General features: G+C 66.8%; 11 protein-coding genes. 4 read left to right on the top strand and 7 right to left on the bottom strand.

Features of this window, described 5'->3' with window-relative positions; all coding sequences use genetic code 11:
* Positions 1–2: 2 nt before the first annotated feature.
* From K0B96_RS03490 to K0B96_RS03510, 5 genes are all read right to left on the bottom strand, one after another.
* Positions 3–3,782, bottom strand: a complete 3,780-nt coding sequence (locus K0B96_RS03490; RefSeq protein WP_220163900.1) for a phosphatase PAP2 family protein — start codon at positions 3,780–3,782, stop codon at positions 3–5.
* Positions 3,779–5,557, bottom strand: a complete 1,779-nt coding sequence (locus tag K0B96_RS03495) for an autotransporter-associated beta strand repeat-containing protein (protein ID WP_220163902.1) — start codon at positions 5,555–5,557, stop codon at positions 3,779–3,781. Before K0B96_RS03495 ends, K0B96_RS03490 begins: the two co-directional genes overlap by 4 nt.
* Before the next feature lie 145 nt (positions 5,558–5,702).
* Entirely contained in the window at positions 5,703–6,473 is a 771-nt protein-coding gene (locus K0B96_RS03500) for a helix-turn-helix transcriptional regulator (protein WP_220163904.1), read from the bottom strand.
* Positions 6,474–6,652: 179 nt separating this feature from the next.
* Entirely contained in the window at positions 6,653–8,158 is a 1,506-nt protein-coding gene (trhA, locus tag K0B96_RS03505) for a PAQR family membrane homeostasis protein TrhA (protein ID WP_220163906.1), read from the bottom strand.
* A gap of 232 nt (positions 8,159–8,390) precedes the next feature.
* On the bottom strand, positions 8,391–9,203 hold the full coding sequence (locus tag K0B96_RS03510) for a LamG-like jellyroll fold domain-containing protein (RefSeq protein ID WP_220163907.1): 813 nt from the start codon (positions 9,201–9,203) through the stop codon (positions 8,391–8,393).
* A 136-nt stretch (positions 9,204–9,339) separates the two neighbouring features.
* Between K0B96_RS03510 and K0B96_RS03515 the strand changes: the two genes are divergently transcribed.
* Positions 9,340–10,131: a hypothetical protein gene (locus K0B96_RS03515; RefSeq protein WP_220163909.1), complete on the top strand. Its 792-nt coding sequence runs from the start codon at positions 9,340–9,342 to the stop codon at positions 10,129–10,131.
* Between the two features lie 90 nt (positions 10,132–10,221).
* On the opposite strand, the gene K0B96_RS03520 is transcribed toward K0B96_RS03515, so the two are convergent.
* Positions 10,222–12,357, bottom strand: coding sequence for a hypothetical protein (locus K0B96_RS03520; protein WP_220163911.1), 2,136 nt, complete (start codon positions 12,355–12,357; stop codon positions 10,222–10,224).
* Between the two features lie 200 nt (positions 12,358–12,557).
* On the opposite strand from K0B96_RS03520, the gene K0B96_RS03525 reads away from it, so the two are divergent.
* From K0B96_RS03525 to K0B96_RS03535, 3 genes are all read left to right on the top strand, one after another.
* Positions 12,558–13,364, top strand: a complete 807-nt coding sequence (locus tag K0B96_RS03525) for an Hsp33 family molecular chaperone HslO (protein WP_220163913.1) — start codon at positions 12,558–12,560, stop codon at positions 13,362–13,364.
* Positions 13,365–13,747: 383 nt separating this feature from the next.
* Positions 13,748–14,416 (top strand): nicotinamide riboside transporter PnuC, encoded by a 669-nt coding sequence (gene pnuC, locus K0B96_RS03530; protein WP_220163915.1) that lies wholly within the window; start codon positions 13,748–13,750, stop codon positions 14,414–14,416.
* Positions 14,413–14,961 carry an AAA family ATPase gene (locus K0B96_RS03535; RefSeq protein ID WP_220163917.1) on the top strand — a complete coding sequence of 183 codons (549 nt, stop codon included), beginning with the start codon at positions 14,413–14,415 and terminating at the stop codon, positions 14,959–14,961. The genes pnuC and K0B96_RS03535 overlap by 4 nt, the downstream gene beginning before the upstream one ends.
* Positions 14,962–14,987: 26 nt before the next feature.
* Here the strand turns inward: K0B96_RS03535 and K0B96_RS17515 are convergent, their stop codons facing one another.
* Complete coding sequence (locus K0B96_RS17515) at positions 14,988–19,403, bottom strand: beta strand repeat-containing protein (protein ID WP_220163919.1); 4,416 nt, start codon at positions 19,401–19,403, stop codon at positions 14,988–14,990.
* Positions 19,404–19,415 lie beyond the last annotated feature (12 nt).

Raw genomic sequence — 19,415 nt, forward strand, 5'->3', positions numbered from 1 at the left:
GCTCATCGCGCTGATTCGAGCCAGCGGAGGTTGGCGTCGCGGTAATCGATGCGGCTGAGGTAGTATTTCGGAGTGCGGAATTCGAGCCAGCGGTTGCGGTCGGTGTTGATGCCGAAAGCGCCGGGGTAGCGCTGGAGCAGGCGGTCCACCCCCGGGGCATCGAGAAGCTGGGCGATCGCGAAGTTTTTGGGGTCCTGCACGCGCACCGCATCCCGGGCGGCGGCGAGGTCGGGCGCGGAAAGCCAGCGGGAGACCGTGACCATATTAAATTGCTGCGGCGTCACCGAGGCGAGGAGACAAGCCTGCCCGCCCACCTGCCAGACCGAGACGTGGTCGAATACGGCGCGGGCGGTGCCGAGGATGGTGCCGATTTCGCGGGCGCTCAGATGGTGGAGCTGGACCCATTGCACCAGCACGCCGCCGGGGGCGAGGCGGTCGCGTGCGAGCGCATAGAACTCGCGCGAATAGAGATTGGTGGCGCCGGCATACCACACGGAGGTGAGTTCGATCTGGATGAGGTCGTAAGGCTCGCGGGCGCGCAGCAGGAAATTGCGGCCGTCTTCGAGGTGGACGGCAACGTTGGCGCGGTCGAAAACGCCGGCGTTGATGCCGGCAAACTCCGCGCGCGCTCCCGCGATGTTGGCGGGGGAGAGATCAACGATGTCGACCCGGCCGAAGCCGAGACGGGCAATGACGGAGGCGGTCTGACCGGAACCGGCGCCGATGATGAGGGCGCGGTCCCGTGTGGGCGCGTGGGTGGCGGCGACGACGGCGAAGCCGACTTGGGCGGGGACTTCACCCGCATCATCGGCCTCGAATTTTCCGTTTTGCAGAAGAGTTTTGGTGATGCCGCCGTTGGCCCGGGGCGTGGCGGTGACAGTGACGAAGCCGGACTGAAAGTCTTCGGCGAACCAAAGCAACCGGGCTTGCGGGCTGAGTGACGGCTGCAGGTAGACGCCGAATCCGCGGGTGAGCTCGAGCCGGTTCCAAGGCGGTAAAACGGCGAGAAGGAGCAGGCCGGCGAGGCCGGGTGCGACCCACGCCAGGCGCAACGACCGGCGCAGGACAAGGGCGAGCCAGCCCGCAGCGGCGAGCAACGCGAAGCCCAGCAGCGTGTGTTCGGCGCCGAACGCGGGGATGAGGACGAAGCCCGTGACGAGCGCACCTCCGACGCAGCCGAGGACATTGGCGACGCTCAGGCGGGAGACATGAGCGCTGTCGCTTCTCGCGTCGAGCAGCAGGGGAAAGATCCGGCCGAGCAGGAAAGCCGGAGGCAGCACGATCAGGCAGATCACGGCGAACTTGAACATTTCGCCGCTCCAGAACCACCGCAGCCCGAGCAGGCCGGCGAACCACGCGAGCATGCGGCCGGCCCAAGGCCAGAGAGCGTTGCTCACGGCCAGCGCGGCGACCAGCCAGCCGATGGTAGCAGGGAGCGAAGTAAACGCGCGCCGTGCGACGTCATGGGCGGCCAGCGTCAGCGCGAGCAGAACGGCCGCCAGCAGCCAGGAAAAGCTATACACACTGGCTCCGCAGACGGCGGCGATGAGGTGGAACCAGAGGACTTCCAGCGCGAAAAAAGCGAAGCCGGCGGCGAAGGACCAGAGGATGGGCTGAACGAGGGAGAGGTTGAAGCGTGGACCGGCGGGAGGATGGAAGGGAGGGACTAGTTTCGCCGGCAGTGATGCGGTTGTATCGGCGAGTGCTGTCACGGCCGCAACCGGCGCAGCCTGCACCGCGCCCAGTCCGGACCACAAAGCCACGCCGACAAACGCGGCGAGCAGGGCGGCAAACCAGAGTGCGCCGTTGGCCCCGATCGTATTGAACAGGAGCACCGGCGCGCCGAACGTAAAGGCAAAGGCACCGGCGAGGTTGATGGCGTAGTAGCGCGGCAGGGATCGGCCCTGCAAGTCACGGTGGCCGGCCAGCACGGCGGCGAGCGTGGGCAACTCTGCTCCCATGGCGAACGTGGGAGGCAACAGCCAAATGACGGCAAGCGCGATGCGGACCAAGGTGAGCGAGGCGGCGCTGGTGCCGGTCGTCGCCAGCCATCCGCCCAAGACACGGTCGGCGGAGAAAAATCCGATCGCGAACAGCGCCGCCCACGCGCCGATGAACAGTTCGAGCAGTGCCAACCGGCGCACCGCGCCGACAGACCGCCGCGGGCAAAGCCATGCGCCGAGCGCGAGGCCGGTGAAGTAAACGGCGAGCACGATGGTCGCGGCCGGCCGGCTCGCGCCAACAAGCGTGGAGAGATATTTTTCGGCCACCTGTTCGAGAATCAGCGCGGTGCCGCCGGAGAAGAAGACGGCGCCGGCGAGCAGGCGGGCGGGAACGGCCGCGCGTGGGCCGGCAAACGGCGCGACGGCGGAAGAGACGGCTGCCGGCGCGGGCCGCGCCGGCCGGAACAATCTGAAAGCAACCCAGGCGGGCAGGCCGGAGACGATGAGCGCGGCAGGCCACGCGAGCCACGGCGGGATGGGTGCAAATTTACCCCAAAGCACCAGCACAAGGAGCGACAACGCGAGCGAACCGGCCAGGGTCCAGCCGAGCCGGCGGCGCACCGCGGGAGGCGCGCCGAGAGCCGGCAGCGGAGGATCGCCGGTGGGCGGGAAGCGGCGGATGCCGACGTCGGCCAGCCACCAGCAGAAGATCGTGAACGGCACGGCGGCGCAGACATCGACGAGGTAATGGACACTGAAAGTGAGCGTTGAAGCGATCTCGCCCAAGCCGAGCGGAAGCCAGAGCCAGAAGAGCCGGCGCCGGTGGCACCAGGCCGCGGCGAGCAGGGCGAGCGAGAACGCCACATGCAGCGACGGCATGACGTTGCGCAGCAAATCCGGACGGGTGATGAAGCGCTCGGGGCCGTCGAGCGCGGCCTCGCGGAGCGAAGCAAGCAAGGCGGGGTTGCGGGGGAGGGTGGACGCGGCCCGGTAAAGTTCAGGAAACGCATAGGCCGGCCCCACCGCCGGCACGGCCCAATAGGTGATGTTACCGAGCAGCGCGATCAACAGGATCGCCAGCAGGCAACGGCGGAGGCCGGCGAAGTCGCGCGCGAAGTGCAGACTGGCCGCCACGCCGCCGATCAACAGTCCAAGCATCGGATAGACGCAGCGGGTGAGCGCGTCGGCCCAAGGATGAGCCGCGACCCAGGAGGCGCAGACCTCAAGCGGATTGAAGCCGAACGACACGTCCATGCGCAGCAGGATGCGGTCCACGACTTCGGGCCGCGCCAGGCGGGTGGCGGAAAGCAGATATCCGCCGGTCAGGAGGTAAAAGAACAGTGTGCACCAGTGGCGGCCGACGTCGCGCGCGCAGGCGCCAATGTCACGCCAGCGTGTCAAACCTGTGACGGCCAGGACCAGGGTGAGGACCGCGCTCACCGCGAAGAGAGCGAGGATGAGCCCTTGGAGAAACCAGCTGGTCCACCGGTAACTCGTCCATACGAAGGCCTGCAACAAACCCGCGGTCAGTGCGAGGGAGAGAACGCCCCAAGTGATGCCGAGCGCCCGCCGGGGGACGGGCGGAACCCGGCGCAACAGCAGGGCCATGAACACGACCACCACGGCGACAAAAATGCCGGCGCCAAAAGAGTCGGCGAGATGGGAGTAGGCCAGTTGGTCGAAGCGCGAGAAACGCAAATGCGTCGCCCGCATGGCCAGGGGAACGGCGACGCAGGCGGCGAGAAAGATCCAGACATCGGGTCGGCGCAGGACGCGCCGCAGCCAAAGGGAGAAGGCCGGCACGTCGTCCGGTATGCCGACGCGCGGGAGACGGGTCAAGCGCGGCACCGCTCGCGACGGGCGAGCTGGCGGCGGCGCAGGGTGAGGGCGGAAAGGAAGGCAACGACGCCCAATCCGAGCCCTACGGTTGCAGGTTCAGGTATGGCCGTGGCCGTGAGCTGGAGTGCGCTGCCGCTGACGGCGAAGCTGTAACTGTAGCCCGGGAGAGTCGTGCCGAGGGTGAAATCGTGGGCATCGAAGTTATCCACGGCGGCACCGGTGTAATCGAAGAGCGTGTAGGTGCCGGCGGAGAAGCCGCCGGAGTCGGTGAGGTTGAGCGTGACGGTGCCGCTGGATGGCCCGGTGAGTATGCCGCCGGAAACGCGGATGAGGTCGCTCGCGGTGCCGAGTTGAAAATCGAGGATTGAGCCGGCGTCGAGGATGAGTCCGCCGGTGAAGGTGAGCGTGCCGGGGGAATTGCCCGGAGCGAGGTGCGCGCCGGATTCGAACGTGGTGAGCCCACCGATGAAGCCGCCGCCGCCGAGGGTGCCGCCGGAGTTCACCGTGACGGCGCCGGTGCCGGTGGCGGAGCCGGAGGTGTTGTTGGCCAGCAAGGTGCCGGCGGAAATGGTGGTGCCCTGCGTGTAGTTGTTCAGGTCGCCGGAGAGCGTGAGGGTGCCGGCGCCTGATTTGGTGAGGGCGAAATTGGCGTAACCGCCGCCCAAGGTGCCGGAGAAGGTTTGAGTTTCGCTCGTGGCCACGGTGAGATGCCCGGCGGTGCCGCCGAAACTGTAAACGGTGCCGGCGCCGGTGAGGCCCGCGAGGGTGGTGGCGTGGTTGGAAATATCGAAATAGGCGCCGGACGCGACGGTGACTTGCGTCGAGGCCGAGAGGCCCTGATCGACCGTAGTCGGCAGCACGAGAAAACCGTGAGCGACGTTGGTCTCTCCGGTGTAGGTCTGGGCCTGACCGAGACGGACGATAAGGCCATTGTTCGTTACGGCGCCCGTGCCGCTGATCACGCCGTTGAAGGTATAGTCATCAGAACGATTGAAGATGAGGGCGGCGTTGTTGGTGATATCGCCTGCGACCGAGCCGGAACCTCCGGCGTTGCCGAGTTGCAGTGTGCCGGCGGAAACGGTGGTGCCGCCGGTGTAGGTGTTGTCGTTGCCGAGCGTGAGCGTGCCGGAGCCGATTTTTGTGAGCGAACCTGCGCCCGAGAGCGCGCCGGAATACGTCGTAGCGGCATTATTGTTGCCGACGGAGAGCGCCACGGCGGCGGCGGAACCGTTGGCGAGCACGCCATTGCCCGAGCCGGAGAGACCGCCGAGCGTGGCGGCGGTAAGATTGCCAAAATCGATCTGGGATATGCGTTGAAGCGAAGAATTCTGAAGGGCCAAGGAGTGGCCGACGACCAGTTTGCCGTTGCCAGTCACCGTGGTGGCGCCGGTGAAGGTGTTGGCGGCGCTCAGCGTGAAAGACTCCGTTGCAGTGACCGTAAGGCTTGCCGTGCCGGTGAGCACCGCCGTGACCTCTCCGGACGTACCGGTGTAATCGCTCGAAGCATCGATGGTGCCGTTGGAGACAGTGCCACCATTGAAGATGGCGCTGACCAAGGTGACGGTGCCACCGCCGAGATCCGTGTCCGTCGGACCGTAGGTGGTCGTCGTCGCGCCGCTGCCGGTGTCGGTGCCACTGCCGGTTCCGCTGCCGGTGCTCGTGCCGGAGCCGACGATGCCGGAGCCGGTGGTTTGCGCGCCGCAGAAGCTGGCGAAGGCCAGGCACGTGAAAAATGTCAAGGCGATGGGCAGGCGGCGAAGCAGAAAGGCAGGCATCTTGCCTGGAATTATAGTGGCGGCGCGGCGCGGCGAATACCCCCACACGTGGGGGATTTTTTAAGAGGGACGGAAAGGTGTTGCCTTGGACCGAGATGGCGGCCGTGGCCGAGCAGACCGGGGGAGGCGCCAGTCCCGCGCGTGGCTACGCGCGCCCGAGGCGGCGCAGGGCGAAGACGGTGGCGGCGTGGCGGTTTTCCTGGCCGAGCTTGCGCACGATGTTGGCGACGTGTTCCTGGATTGTCTGCAAGCTGCGCCCGAGGATCGCGGCGATCTCGGGGTTTTGTTTGCCCTCGGTCATCCAGAACAGGATATCCGACTCGCGCGGCGTGAGGCCGAGGGCGCGCAGCCGATCGCGGGGAGAGGGGGTCGAAGGCGATTTTTCCTGCCACGGATTCTCGTAGCGGCGCCAAGCGAGGAGCAGGTGCGGGGCAAAGGCGTCGAGCAGGGCGCAATGCCGCGGGGTGAATTCACCGCGCCGGCGATCAAAGGCGAGACCGGCGACGGTGTGCTCGTCGAGCGCGAGCGGGAGGACGAGGGTGTGTCTGAAGCCGAGCCGCTGGAGGCAGTGGCGGTAGAATTCGCTCCGCCGGTATTGAACCGGATCGGTCACGTCGCACAGGCGCCGGGCGTGTTTGTCGCCGGTGCGATCGTAGTAGGCGACAAAGGCGTTTTCCTCGGGGTGCGAGACGTAGTAGGCGATTTCCTCGGGCCGGAAAGGGTTGGCCGGAAGGCTTTGATGGAGGATGCGGCCGGCGGCGCGGTCGATCACATGCAGGTGGCAGACGTCGGCCGGGATGAGACGGCTCATGCCGTTGAGCACCGCTGTGGTGAAGTCGGCATGGTCGCGCGCGAGGTTTATTTCATAAACGGCGTCAAAGAGCGGACGCCACGCGCGCGGATCGATGCTGGGCATGTGACGCTTGGCAATCAACTTGGGACAGCGGGGAAAGGCAAGGCGGCAGATGCACGGACGCGGCAGAGTCGCGAGCGCCGGCGCAAATATCGGGCGCGCTTTTGCGTGGGTAACCGGACGTTGAGCGGAGGCGCCGTCGAGTGTTGTCGGCGCAGGCAAACCACCGGATGGGCGGCCCCTCAGGCGGCGGGCGGGAGCACGAAGAGAAGAATCGCGAGGAGGTGGCAGGCGGTGCCGCCGAGGGCGAAAAGTTGACGCGCGGTCTGGTGATAACGCAGGCCGGGCCAGACGTGAAACGCGATGCCGGCGAGATAACAGGCGAGTCCACCGAAGAGCAGGCCGAGGCCGCCGCCGGGGAGCGTGGCTACGAGTGGCTTCAGTGCCACGCAGGCGAGGATGCCGACGAGCACATAGGCGACGCGGGAGATGATTTTCAGACGTTGCGCGAAGAAGAGGCGGAGGAGGGCGCCCGCGAGGCACACGCCCCAGACAACACCGAAGAGACTCCAGCCCCAGGCGCCGCCGATCTTGAAAAAGAACGGCGTAGCGGTCGCGGCGATGAGGAGAAAAATTGCGACGTGATGGCGGCGGCTGAACGGCGCGCGGACCCGGCTCGCGCGAACGCGGCGGAAGTTGAGAAACGCGGAGTAGCCGAAAACGAGCGCGCTGCCGAAGAGAATGGCGCCGACGAGGACGCCGGGGCTGCTGTCGCGCAGCGCGGCGAAGGTGGTGGCGAGGACGAGTGCGGCGATGCTTGCGAGCAGGCCGGTGCCGAGCGACAGCGACTGGGCGAGACGTTCGCCGCGGGAATAGACGGGCGCGACGGCGGCTTGCGCGGCGGCGCGGCGGCGGTGGATGAGCGCATCGCTTTGCGCGTCGCACCAGCGGATGAGGGCGCAGGGGCGCGGACTGGCGAACTCGGCGGGCGTCCATTCGGCGCCGTCGGCATAGAGCGTTTTCGGCAGGATGAAGGTGCCGAGCAAGAGGTCGGCGACGGGGAGCGTGAAGAAGCCGGAGATGGCTTCGTTGCAATCGATGACGGCGTGGTGGCGGAGATGAAAGCTGTAGACCTTGCGCCAGAACCAGCCGAGGTGGCGGTGCTCGATGAGCGGCGCCCAGCGTTCAAACGACCAGTGTTCGATCGCGTGAAAGAGTTCGTAGAGGAGGAGCGACGTGGCGAGCGCGGCGTAACCGCCGAAAAACCACGGGAAGGCCGGCGCGAGCCATTGCGCGAGGGCGAGCAGCGGCGTCACGAGCGCGGCGAACACGGCGAACGTATACCACGGGAAGAAGGAGGCTTCGCCCTGTTCGGGCTCGAGGATCGGGTAGATGTTTTCGACGAAGGGCACGTCGCGTCCGCCGGGCGTGCGGCGGCGACCGATGCGGGTCAGCGTGTGGTGCAGCGTGTGCTGTTTGTAGAAACGACTGAGAAACGGCACCACGGGCTTGTGGAGGACGTAGCGATGAAAAACGAACTCCATGAAACAATTGAACAGCGAGACGAGGGCGAACACGGCGGCGAAACGGCCGAGTCCGGCGGAGAGTTGCGTGTGCCAGATGTCCGCGGGGACGGCGAAATAAAGCAGGGCGCTGAGGGCGGCGAACGAGGCGGCAACCGTGAGGAGAAAAAGCGGGAGCGAAAAGTGCTCCTCGACGCGATGCGCGCCGGCGGCAGGGGAAGACATACGACAGAGTCCGGGGCATCTGCGATAATAGCAATGGTGGAACCGGGCCTCCGTGGGGGCGTCGCGGTGTCAGGCGCGGCGGGCGAACGCGTTGCAGAGCTGCAGCGCAGAGGATATTTCGGCCGAAAGAATGGGCGGCCGGGGAATTGGGCCGACTGAGAGCCGGCGTATCCGCGACGCAGTTGTGGGGTGAGGTCACCCCGCCTACAGACGAGAGCGGTTTCGTGCGCGGTCAGGCGCGGCGGCGGCGCCACGCGACGAAGCCCAACACACAGAGGCCGAGCACAGCAGCGTAGGTGGATGGCTCGGGCACGGCGGCGAGGGCGGGATTGGACAGCATGGACGTGTTGAACGTGCCGTCGGCGAAGGTGAAGAGCCGCGCTTCGTCGATCGCGCCGGTGAAGTTGTCCGAGTGGGTGCTGTTGCCGAGCGAGAGGTAACCAGAGAGGAAATTGAAACTGGTGGCGGAGGAGCCGATGACGGTCTTTTGGTTGTCGAAATAGGCGTCGAGTGATTGGGCGTCAGCGTCGTAAACGAAGGCCGCATAGTGCCAGGCTGAGTCGGTGACGGTGGCGAAATTATCAACCGAGATTCCGCCGCGGAGCACAGCCAGCGAGCCATTGTTCAAATACAAGCCGAGGCCGGAGCTGGCGGTGTCGCCATTATAAAAGAGCACTTGGGAACCGCCGGTGAGCGAGGGCACTTTGAACCAGAGCTCCATCGCGAAACTTTGCGAGGCGTTGAGGCTGGTGATGACGCTTTCCTGATAAGAGGCGGTGGACGCGAAATCATAAGCCAGCGAGGAGCCCGGCGCGGCGGTTGCGCTCGTGTAGGTGCCGCCGGTGCCGATCTTGCTGGCGTCGTTGAGACCGGCCGAATCGACGGCGGTGGCATTCAAGGTGACCGCGTTGGCGGCCGCGCTATCGGCTTCGCCGCCGCGAAAAAGGCGAACGGTGGTTTGGGCCGAGAGGGCCGCGGTGGCGAATGACATGACAACCGCGACGGGGATCAAGCGGACCAAGCAGCGCAGGGAGGCGGGTAACATTGTGAATGAGGAGAAGATACCGTTCCGCGCAGGCGTCAAAGGCATTTACCGTGAACGGCGGCAGGTTGTGACGGCGCAGACGTTGGCTGGAAAATTTTGGGCTGGGGAAGCGGCGGCGGTTGGTTGAACGTGGGGCATGGGTGCGTCCGACGAATTGTCCGTCGCTGAAACGGAGCTTTCCGAGCCGCAAGCCGCACGGGCGGCGAGAGGGGAGACGGAGACGCATCGCCGGTTGAAGCGCCTCGCGCTGGCCTGGGCGCAGGCGAATGGCCTGGCGATCGGCGCGTGCGAAGTGCGGGTGCCGCGTTGCGGTTATCGCGCGGATGCGGCGGCGGCGGCGCGGGGGGCGGAGGGGCGGCGGACGGCGGTGTTTGAATGCAAACAGGCGCGGGCGGATTTATTGAAGGATGCGCACGCGGAAGAGGAAACGAAGCGGCGGCTCGCGGAGTTGCTCGAGCGCCGGAGCAAGTTGGAGGCGCTGCTGGCGGTGCATCGGCCGGATTTGCGGCGTGGTGAGGCGTTGTGGCCGGAGTTCGATACGTGGGATTTCTCGGGTCTGGAGCACGCGGCGTATCGGAGTGTGCTGACGGAGCTGGCGACGGTGCAGGCGCGCGTGGTGAAGGGAACGAAGTTTGCGAAGATGCTGCGTTATCGTTGCGCGGATTTTCTCTACCTCGTGGTGGAGGATAATATTTTTGCGGAAGCGGAAATCCCCGCGGGGTGGGGCTTGCTGGTGCGACGCGGTGAGACCGATGAACTGGTGCTCAAGCGGGCGCCGGTGGCATTGGCGGCGGCGGAGGCGCAGCGGCTCGCGTTGCTCGAAGAGATCGCGCTGGCGGCGACGCGCGTGGTGAGTCGCGCGTTGGGAATTCCGCGTGGCAGCGGAGACGGATGCGGGGCGCCCAACGGGTCCGGTCGCTGGCGGTGACGCGCAGGAGCGGACGCGGCGTTGAGGAGGCGGAATTTCGAGCGGGTGCGACCGGAGCCGGCGGGCGCTGGGCGGAAAACGACCGGGGATTTAACCGCGCTTTTCCGAAGGGGCCGCGGGAGCCGGAGGCTGGCGGAGTTCCTGCAGGAAGGACTGGCCGGGCTTGAACTGGGGCACGCTGTTGACGATGGCCTCGGCGAGGCGGCGGGCCGTGTCGCGATCGCCATGCGCGAGGGTTTCCCGGGCGATGGTGAGCGCGCGGGGCGCTTCGAGCGGGCGCAAGTGGAGTTGTTGCGCCACGAAAATCGCGGCGGAGAGAGGATCCTGCAGTTCGAGGGCGCAGCGCACTTCGCGCCAGGCGATGTCGGACTGGGTTTGCGCGAGCCAGGAAGGATTTTCGGCGCGGACATCGCGGATCATGGCTTGGACTTGAGGCCAAGCTTGGCGTTGAGCGGCGGCGTCGAGTTTCGCCAGAAATTCGGTGGGAGTGAGCGCAGCGTAAACGGAGGCCGGAGCAGCGGGGGCGGCGAGCAAGAGTTGGGCGGCCGCGACGGCGCCGGCGCCGATCGTGGGGTCCGCTGCGGGCGGAGCGGAGCCATCGGCGGGCGCGGGAAGCGCGGAGGGAGTAGGAGCGGGGAGCGCGGCAATTTTGTCTGCGGCGGTGTCGCTCCAGCGGGTGAGTCGCGTGCTGCCGGGAAAGCGCACGAGACCGGTGCGGGCGACGGCGGCGACGGCGGGCCAGTGGCCGGCTTGGGCGAGGGATTCTGCGCTGCTGGTAAACGCGGTGAGGCCGAGGTTGCCTTGTTGCAGGACGCTGCAGTGCGCTTCGGCGCGGTCGTCAGCGGGCATGGCGAGGGCGCCGAGGAGGGTTTGCAGCCAGTCGCGGATGACGGGCGTGAGCGGGACCGGCGGGGCAGCAGCGACGCCGCGGGCGCCGCCGAAGCCGGGACCGCCCAGGGTGCGGGCGGTGAGACCTGCGTCACCGGCGGGCAGGTTGGCTTGGTTGTCCAGGATTTTCTGATCTTCCGTGAGGAGTTGCTTGAAGGTGTCGTTCGCGGCACCGAGATCGCCCACTTTGAGATAGGTGACGGTGAGATCGGTGAGCGGGTTAATCACGGAGCGGCCGAGTCCGCGGGAATCTTCGACGCAGAGGGCGACCAGATCGGGGTGGCCGGAGTCGAGGGCGGCTTGAGCGAGGCGGTCGGCGCTGGTGGGATTGCCGTCGAAGCGGCGCAAGGCATCCTGCAGGGTCAACCAGGCGGCGTCGCGGGCGCCTGCGCGGCTGTAGAGGCCGATGGCTTCGGTCCAGACGGCGGGTTCGGTGGGATGACGCTGCTGGAGCGACTCGATCGTTTTGGTCAAACCGGCGACATCGCCGCGGCGGCTGAGGACGACGGAGAGGATTTGGAGTTGGAAGTCGGTGGGAAGCGCGGTGCTGGACCACGCGCGAACTTCCTTTTCCAGCGCGGCGCCGTGACCGAGGCCGAGTTGGGCTTGCACGTGGAGCGAGCGCCAGTTGAGCGATGAGTTAACACCGGCTTCGTCGAGGACGGCTTGCGCGTCGGCGTAGCGCTCGAGGGCGATAAGTGCGCGGGCCTTTTGTTCGAGGATCCAGGTATGCTCGGCAGGATCGCGCGCTGTGCCGGGCAACAGGCGATCGCAGACGGAGAGGACCGTGGCGTGGTCGTCGAATCTCGCGGACGTTTGCACCAGGAAGTGGATGAAATCAGTCGGCGGGCGGGAGCGATCCAACTGGGGCAGCATGATGTCGCGCACGCCGCGATAGTAACCGTAGCGCGCGTAAACTTGCGCGAGGGCGAGGCGGGCGTCGGGAGCGTCGGGGTGGCGCGAGAGGCCGTGGCGAAAGTCGAACATCGCCTGGTCGAGTTTTTGATGAGCGAGGGCGTCGAAGCCGGCGGCAATGTAACCTTGGCCGCGCAGATCGCGGATCTGCGTCCAGTGCCAGGGCAGGACGAGGTCGGTGTAGCGCACACGGTTGAAGGGCTGGCTGCGCAACTGCGCGTAGAGGAGCCCGGCGCCGCCGAACCAAAGGGCGAGCGCGGCCGCGCCCGCGATCTTGAGCAGCGCGCGGGCGTCGAGCCACAGGGTCTTGTAATGGCCGGCGGTGGACTCGTCTTCGATGACCCGGGCGAGGCCCTTGAAGCCGCGGGCGCGGCGGTCGTGGTGCGAGTGTTTATTCCAAACGAGGCGGAAGCGGATTTTCACGGGCGAAGAGGAGCGGAAAGCAGTTGAGCCGCAGATGAAAGTAATTCGCGAGGGTGGAAACGAAAAAACGCGCAAATGAAATGCGGGGCGAAGGGAAAGGCGCGGGCGAACGCCGGGCGAGGGAATCGTGCACGTGACGCGCGGGGAAAATCGAGGCGCAGCGATTGGACAAATGGGCGGGGCGCGCGACCGTTGGGGTTATGCCGGAAACGACACCGCCAAACATCGATGATGCAGGACATGAAGTGCGCACGTATTTTGTGCGCGGACGCAACGCGCTCGTGGCGCGGGCGAATTTCAGCGAACTGTTCGTCGATTATTATCTGCACCTCGCGGATCAGAAGATGCATCCGCAGGCGGCGCACGATGCGATGTTCAAGCGGGCGCTGGCGGCGTTTACGCTGCATTGCGCGTCGCGGCCGTGGAATGAGCTGACGGCGTGGACGATCAACTTTCAGGCGCCGTTGGTGAATTTGTTTCTCACGGGCGACAACACGAACGGCGCGGTGACGGGCCGGGTGTTTGACGACAACGTGAAGGAATTGCCGGAGAATTTGTTTTATGCGGACGTGGTGCGCGGCAACCAGCCGACGCGGCGCAGCACGATCAGCTTCACGGGAGCGGAGCCGCTCGCGGCGGCGGAGAAATTTTACCGGCAGAGCGAGCAGCGCGTGGCGCGATATTTCCAAATCGGGGAGGAGGATTTCGTGATGGTGACGGAGCACCCCGATTGCGACATGGCATGGCTGGAGGGACTGACGACCGAGGCGATGAAAACGGTGGATGAGACCGAGACGCTGGCGTTGCTCGAGCGGCGGATCTATCGCTGGCACTGCGGTTGCAATCAGGAGCGCATGATGGAAGTGCTGGCGCCGGCGATGCGGCACAATCCGGAGGAGCTGTTTGGCGGTGAGCCGAAGTTGGAGATTCGTTGCCCGCGGTGCGGGGCACGACATGCGATCACGCGCGAAGGGTTGGAGGCGTTTGTGGCGAGCCACGCGGAGTGAGACGGGGCGCGCGCGAGCGCTGGCGCGACGGCGGGGGATGAGGGCGGAGCAAGGAGGGGCGGAGAACGACGGGCGGGATTATCGAGGCTCGGGTAACAGACTGACAGGTGGGCTGCGGTAGTGCGCTCCGCGCGCGGCTCGGGCGCAACGATGCTCGACGAACCATTGCGCGCGGAACGCACGGCCACCCGGCGCGGCGTAAGTTTGATATGCGAGCCTCAATGAGAGGACGATCAGGATGACGAGAACGAACGAGTGGGATTAAGAGAACGATTACGATTAAGAGAACGATCGGGAGGCGGAGAGAGGCGGCGGGCGCAAGGCGGTGAGCGTGTTTTTTATTTCGCTACGGGAATGGGGGCGGGAGAGAACGGCGGACGGGCATGAACGAAGTGGAGCATAATATCCTGGCGGGGTTTGTGGACGCGTCGGCGCTCGATCTGGCGAATCTGGTGCTGGGGGTCGTCGGCGTGTGGTTGATGATCCGGCGGACGTTGTGGGCGTTTCCGGTGGGCTTGGTCGCGGTGACGGTGCAGGGCGTGCTGTTCTGGCGGTCGCATTTTCCGGCCGATGCGCTGCTGCAGGTTTTCTTTTTTGTGACGCTCGCGTGGGGCTGGTGGCATTGGGCGCGCGGCGGGCGGACGGCGGCGGACGCAGCGGGCGAAACCAAAGCGGAGTTGCCCGTGGGACGACTGACGTGGCGCGGTTGGCTCGTGACGCTGGGGCTGGCGACGGGCGCGATGGTGGCGTGGGCGACGATGGTGGGTCCGTGGATGGGCGCGGCGATGCCGTGGCGGGATGCGTTTATCGCGATGTTCAGCGTGGCGGCGCAGGTGCTGCAGGCGCGGAAGAATGTGGAAAACTGGCCGCTGTGGCTGGCGGTGAACGGAGTGGCGATCGTGTCGTATTGGAGCGCGGCGCTGGCGTTCACGGCGTTTCTTTATGCGATTTATCTGGGGCTGGCGGTGGCGGGCTGGCGAGCGTGGCGCAAGGCGTTGCGGGTGCAGGATGCGGAGCGCGCCGGCGCGGCGGCGGAGGGATTGAAGGCGTGAACGAAGCGGTGAAACGCGTGGTGGTGTTTGGCACGGAGTCGACGGGCAAGACGACCCTGGCGGCGCGGCTGGCGGCGCATTTTGGCGAACCGTGGGCGCCGGAGTATGTGCGGGAATTTTGGGACGCGCACGGCGGGGCGATCACGAGTGCGGATCTGGACGCGATCGCGCGCGGGCAGGTGGCGAACGAGGACGCGGCGGCGGCGCGGGCGCGGCGCGTGGTGGTGGGCGACACGGATTTGCTGACGTGCGTGTTGTGGGACGACTGGCTGTTTCCGGGGGCGTGTCCGCCGTGGGTGCGGGACGAGGCGGAGCGGCGGGCGCGGGCGACGGATTTGTTTCTGTTGTGTGCGGCGGACGTGCCGTGGGTGCCGGATCCACAGCGGTGTTTTCCGGACGAGGTGGCGCGGCAGCAGGCGAGGGCGCGCTGGCAGGCGGCGTTGGTGAATCGCGGACTGCCGTGGGTGGAGATTCGCGGTGGCTGGGCCGAGCGCGAGCGGGCCGCGATCGCGGCGGTGGAGACGTTGCTGCAGCGAGATCGTTAACCGCGCGGCCGAGGTGGCGGAGACGCTCAGAGGCGAACGGGGCGCGCGGAGCGGCGGCGGCGCCACAGAGTCAGGGAGAGAACCGTGGCGCCGAGGAGCGCGGCGTAGGTGGCGGGTTCGGGGACGGCGGTGACGGCGGTGAGTTGCAACGTGCTGCCGCTGAAACCGAGCGTGTAGGTGTAGCCGGGGACGGTGGTGCCGAAGGTGAAGTCGGTGAGGTCGAAATTGCTCAGCGTGGCGCCGGTGTAATCGAAGAGAGTGTAGGTGCTGGCGGCGAAACCGCCGGCGTCGGTGAGGTTGAGGATGACGGTGCCGGAAGTGGGTCCGGCGAGGGGGCCGCCGGAGACGACGAGGAGGTCGCTGGTGGCGCCGAGCTGGAAGTCGAGGACGGAGCCGGCGTTGAGGGTGAGGCCGTCGGTGAACGTCAACGTGCCGGGGGAGTTGCCGGGCGCGAGATGGGCGCCGGTGGCGAAGACGGCGGGTCCGCCGATGAAGCCGGTGCCGCCGAGGGTGCCGCCGTCCAGCACCGTGACGCTGCCGGTGCCGGTGGCGGAGCCGGCGGTGTTGTTGGCGAGGAGGGTGCCTTGACTGACGGTGGTGCCGCCGGTGTAGGTGTTCGCGCCGGAAAGGGTCTGGGTGCCGTCGCCGGACTTGGTGAGCGCGAAATGGGGATCGGCGCCGCCGAGGTTGCCGGAGAAGACTTGGGACTGGTCGGCGGCGACCGCGAGGGTGAGGGTGCTGGCGGTGGAGTTGAAGCTGTAAACGGTGCCAGCGCCGGAGAGGCCGGCGAAGGTTTGATTGCGACCGGAGAGGTCGAGTTTGGCGCCGTTGGCGACGGTGACGACGGTGGAGGCGGAGAGCGTGTTGTCGGCGGTGGTCGGGAGGACGAGGATGCCGGTGTTGATTTGCGTGGGGCCGGTGTAGGTCTGGGCCGCGGAGAAGCGAACGATGTTGCCGTTGTTGGTCAGGCCGCCGGTGCCGCTGATGCTGTGGCCGAAGGTGTAGTCGCCGCTGCGATTGAAGACGACGGTGCCGTGGTCGGTGATGTCGCCGGCGACGGAACCGGTGGCGCCGCCGTTGCCGAGCTGGAGCGTGCCATCGACGATGGTCGTGGTGCCGGTGATGGCGTTGTCGCTGGTGAGAACGAGCGTGCCGCCTTGAATGCTCAACTGTCCGGAGCCGCTGATGGCACCGAAGTCGGTGCCTTGGGTGGTGGTGTTGGAGCGGTAGAAGGCGAGGGTGCCGTTATTGGTGATGGCGCTGACGGGGTTGAGGGAGCCGTCGACGCCGCCCAGGCCGAGTTGGAGGGTGCCGCCGCTGATGGTGGTGGGGCCGGTATAGACGTTGGCGCCGATGAGCATCTGCAGGCCACCGCCGGTCTTGATGAGGCCGAAGTCCGGATCGGCACCGCCGAGATTGCCGGAAAAGACTTGGAGCTGGCCGGCCGCGAGATCGAGCGTGAGCGCGCTGGTGGTGGAGGTGAAGCTGTAGATCGTGCCGCCGCCGGAGAGGCCGGCGAAGGTCTGGTTGCGGCCGGAGAGATCGAGTTTAGCTCCGCTGTCGACGGTGACGACGGTGGAGGCGGAAAGCGCGTTGTCGAAGGTGGTGGGGAGGACGAGGATGCCGGCCGAAAGGCGGGTGGGGCCGGTGTAGGTCTGCGCGGCGGAGAAGCGGACGATATTGCCGGTGTTGGTCATGCCGCCGGTGCCGGAAATGACGTTGTCAAAATGATAGTCGTCGGAGCGGTTGAAGGTGAGAGTGCCGTGGTCGGTGATGTTGCCGATGACGGCGGCGCCAGGGTTGAGGATGAGCGTGCCGGCCGCGATCGTGGTGCCGCCGACATAGGTCTGGGCTTGGGTAAGGGTGAGGCTGCCAGAACCGGTTTTGGTGAGCGAGCCGGCGCCGGAGAGAACGCCGTCGTAGGTGGTGTTGACGTTGTTGTGGCCGAGGGAGAGGGCGACGGCGGCGGAGTTGGCGTTGACGAGGGCGAGGTTGGCCGAGCCGGTGAGGCCGCCGAGCGCGGCGCTGGTCAAGGTGCCGAAATCGAAGGTGCCGCCATTGCGGATGACGATGGAATTTTGGAGCGCGTCGCTGTGGGCGAGGGTGACATTGCCGGCCAGGAGGGTGGTGGTGCCGGAGAACGTGCTGGCGCCGGAAAGGGTGAGCGTGCCGGCACCGGACTTGGTGAGCGAGCCGGTGCCGGAGAGGGAACCCGCGTAGGTGCCCGCAGAGGCTTGGTCGAAGACGAGGGCGGCGTTGCTGACGATGTCGCCCTGCAGAGAAGTGGCATCGCCAACGAGTGTGCCGACGGAGACGGTGGTGCCGCCGGAGTAGGTGTTGGCGCCGGAGAGTGTGAGGGTGCCGGAGCCGGTTTTGGTGAGCGAGCCGGTGCCGGAGAGGGCGCCGGAGTAGGTGCCGTCGACGTTGCTGCCGCCGATGGTGAGGGCGACGGCGGCGGCGGATTCGTTGATGAGGGAGAGCGGAGCCGTGCCGGTGAGGCCGCCGAGGTTGGCGCTGGTGAGGTGGCCGAAACCGAGGCTGCCGGCGCTGACGGTGACGGTGGAATATTGGAGGGCGTTGGCGTCGCCGAGAACGAGGCTGCCCGCGGCGACTGTGGTGTCGCCGGTGAAGGTGTTCGCGCCGGCGAGGGTGAGCGTGCCATCGCCGGACTTGGTGAGAGCGCCCGAGCCAGCGATGATGCCGCCGTAGGTGAGGCCGGTGCCGGCGGCGGTGTCGAAGGTGCCTCCCGAGGCGCCGAGGGCGATGCCGCGGTTGGCGTTGAGTTCAAAGGTGGCGGTGGTGGCGAGCGTGCCGCCGTCGAGGGTGAGGCTGCCGGGTGTGGCGGTGGCGGGCGGCTGGCCGAGCGCGGAATCGGCGGGGATGGACAGCGTGCCGGCGGAAACGGTGGTGCTGCCGGAGTAGGTGTTGGTGGCGGAGAGCGTGAGGTTGTCGGTGCCAGTTTTGGTGAGCGAGCCCGTGCCGGACAGAGTGCCGGCGTAGGTGCCGGGGGTGGTTTGGTTGAAGGTGAGGGCGGCGTTGTTGAGGATGTCGCCCTGAAGGGAAGTCGCATCGCCGAGCAGGGTGCCGGCGGAGATCGTGGTGCCGCCGGAATAGGTGTTGGCGGCGGAGAGCGTGAGGGAGCCGGTGCCGGTTTTGATCAGAGAGCCGGGTCCAGACAGGATGCCCGAATAAGTGTTGGCGGCGTTGTTGGCGCCGATGGTGAGGGCGACGGCGTCGGCGGAATCGTTGGCGAGGGCGAGGGCGCCCGAGCCGGCGAGGCCGCCGATCGTGGCGTTGGTGAGGAGGCCGAAGGCGAGGCTGCCGCCGTTGAGGGCGACGGTGGAGTTTTGGAGAGTGGAACCAGTGCCGAGGACGAGGGTGCCGGCGGAGACGGTGGTGTTGCCCGTGTAGGTGTTGGCGCCGGAGAGGACGAGCGTGCCGGCGCCGCTCTTGGTGAGGTTGCCAAAGCCTTGGATAAGGCCGGCGAAAGCGAGGGTGGTATCGGTGGCGGTGTCGATGGCCGCGGAGGCGGTCAGGTAGATCGTGCGGTTGGCGTTGAGCGTGAAGCCGGCGGTGGTGGCGAGCGTGGCGTTGCCGAAGAGGAGGTGGATGCCCATTGGACTGAGGGGGACGGCACCCAAGGCGGAATCGGCGGCGATTTGCAGAGTGCCGCCATAGAGCGAGGTGCCACCGGAGTAGGTGTTGACGCCGGCGAGGATGAGAGTGCCCGTGCCGGATTTGGTCAGTGACATGGACCCGGAGAGGGCGCCGGAATAGGTGGAGCTGGCGTTGGTGAGGCTGTTGCCGATGGTGAGACTCCCGGCCAGCGCGAGATTGTCCGAGCCGGAAAGGCCGCCGAACTCGGCGCTGCCCACTCCGCTGAGGTCGAGGGTGCCGCCGCTCATGATCACGGTGGAGAGTTGCAGGTCGTAAGAGTGGCCCAGCTTCAGCGTGCCCTCGGCGAGGATGGTGTCCCCGGAGTAGCCTGGGGCTAAGGCCGGGGCGGAAGAGAAGGTGAGCGTGCCGGCTCCGGTCTTGGTGAATGAGCCGGTGCCAGAGACTTGGCCGTCAAGGGTGCCGTCGACAGCTTGATTGATGACCAGGGAGGACTGGTTGTCGATGAGGCCCGAGTTGGTGGTGGCGAGAGCGGCCGCGTCGGCGACGACGGTGCCGGCGGAGATTCTAAACAGGCTGGCGAAAAGGTTGGTGCCGGTGAGGGTCAGGGTGCCGGCGCCCGTTTTGAGGAATGTGCCGTTGCCGGTGAGGTCGCCGGACTGGGTGGCGGTGGCGCCGCTGGCGATCGTGAGATTATACCCTTTGCCCGTGCTGTCGTAGGCGGTGGCGTTGTTGTCGCCGTCGTTGTAGGTGATCGTCTGCGCGGCGAGCGGCAGGGTGAGGAGAGTGACAAGGAACAGCAGGAACGCGTGGCGCGGGAGAAGCATGGCGGGAATGGA

Source organism: Horticoccus luteus (assembly GCF_019464535.1).
Classification (GTDB): Bacteria; Verrucomicrobiota; Verrucomicrobiia; order Opitutales; family Opitutaceae; genus Horticoccus; species Horticoccus luteus.

Bases quoted from the DNA above. Each gene is read 5' to 3' on its own strand.
- K0B96_RS03495 (WP_220163902.1), bottom strand. From the start codon at position 5,557: ATGCCTGCCTTTCTGCTTCGCCGCCTGCCCATCGCCTTGACATTTTTC.
- K0B96_RS03500 (WP_220163904.1), bottom strand. From the start codon at position 6,473: ATGCCCAGCATCGATCCGCGCGCGTGGCGTCCGCTCTTTGACGCCGTT.
- trhA (WP_220163906.1), bottom strand. From the start codon at position 8,158: ATGTCTTCCCCTGCCGCCGGCGCGCATCGCGTCGAGGAGCACTTTTCG.
- K0B96_RS03510 (WP_220163907.1), bottom strand. From the start codon at position 9,203: ATGTTACCCGCCTCCCTGCGCTGCTTGGTCCGCTTGATCCCCGTCGCG.
- K0B96_RS03515 (WP_220163909.1), top strand. From the start codon at position 9,340: ATGGGTGCGTCCGACGAATTGTCCGTCGCTGAAACGGAGCTTTCCGAG.
- K0B96_RS03525 (WP_220163913.1), top strand. From the start codon at position 12,558: ATGCCGGAAACGACACCGCCAAACATCGATGATGCAGGACATGAAGTG.
- pnuC (WP_220163915.1), top strand. From the start codon at position 13,748: ATGAACGAAGTGGAGCATAATATCCTGGCGGGGTTTGTGGACGCGTCG.
- K0B96_RS17515 (WP_220163919.1), bottom strand. From the start codon at position 19,403: ATGCTTCTCCCGCGCCACGCGTTCCTGCTGTTCCTTGTCACTCTCCTC.